The organism is Dendrosporobacter quercicolus (assembly GCF_900104455.1).
GTDB lineage: Bacteria > Bacillota > Negativicutes > DSM-1736 > Dendrosporobacteraceae > Dendrosporobacter > Dendrosporobacter quercicolus.
Genome location: NZ_FNHB01000001.1, coordinates 92,673 through 93,704, shown reverse-complemented (window position 1 = coordinate 93,704; position 1,032 = coordinate 92,673). Strand labels below are relative to the sequence as shown.

The 1,032-nt window shown below is 35.9% G+C and carries 1 protein-coding gene; it reads right to left on the bottom strand.

Annotated elements, in window-relative coordinates; translation table 11 throughout:
• Positions 1-14 precede the first annotated feature (14 nt).
• Positions 15-836 carry a class I SAM-dependent methyltransferase gene (locus tag BLR06_RS00415; RefSeq protein ID WP_092067191.1) on the bottom strand — a complete coding sequence of 274 codons (822 nt, stop codon included), beginning with the start codon at positions 834-836 and terminating at the stop codon, positions 15-17.
• Between the last annotated feature and the right edge of the window lie 196 nt (positions 837-1,032).

The following is a 1,032-nucleotide window of genomic DNA, read 5'->3' as shown; positions in this document are numbered from 1 at the left end:
ACTATATTCTCCTTTCACACCAACTTTTCACCAATTCCTATATATAACTGCCGAAGAATAGAATGATTTTCATCTTTAAGCATATTTCTCCATTCCATGGAAATTTTTCCGAGAGATTTACTTGATAAGAAACCGTCCTGTACCAATTTTACTGGAATACCGATCCCCTCGGATTTAAAAAATATTTCCTCACAAACTATTTCGCTATGCGCATTAATAATTTCAAAATCAACTTTAGAAAACCCACCCCTTTTAAGAATATTAGGTAGTTCCCGGCCAATTTTGGGGTTACCGCCTTCCGCATACCGGGATCTGCAGTAGGCATCATAGAGTTCTCTCAGCTCTAAAATATTTGGATAGGTCATTATATGCATTTCAAAATCATTATCAACGAATATCGCTTTCCCCCCGGGTTTTAATATTCGAAATACTTCGCGAACAGCATTAACAGGATCAGGTAAATGTTCTAAGACTAATCGTATAACCGCAAAATCAAAGAAATTTTCGGCTAATCCAGTTTGCATTATTGATTTTTGAAGCACTTCAACTTGACTAAACTTTTTTTGAGACAAATATTTCCGGGCATAATCCGCCAGGAATGGATCAATCTCTATAGCTGTAATTTTTGTATTGGGCAATCTGCCCAATATTTTTTCCGTGACAAATCCTGGACCTGAACCAAGCTCGGCGATTAACATTCCATCGCTCAAACCAAATTCAATATAATGCTTAAATTCCTTGTCCCAAAACAATTCAACTTGAGCTTTCAAACGACTTATTTCTGCTTCAACACAACTTGAAATTGTATTAATCTGATAAGAGCCTTGCTGATTCATCAGATCACCTCTTCCACTTTTGCCACTGGCTTTATTTAGCACAAATAATAGAAATAATTCGGTTATTTAAGGAGTTTTCGCTGTTTTATCAGATGTTTTTCAGCAATTGATCGAATGTCTATTTTTAGTTTTTAAATCAATCCCTGCAACCCATTGCTTAAAAGAACCTAGCGCCGAACTACAATGAACTCGATAA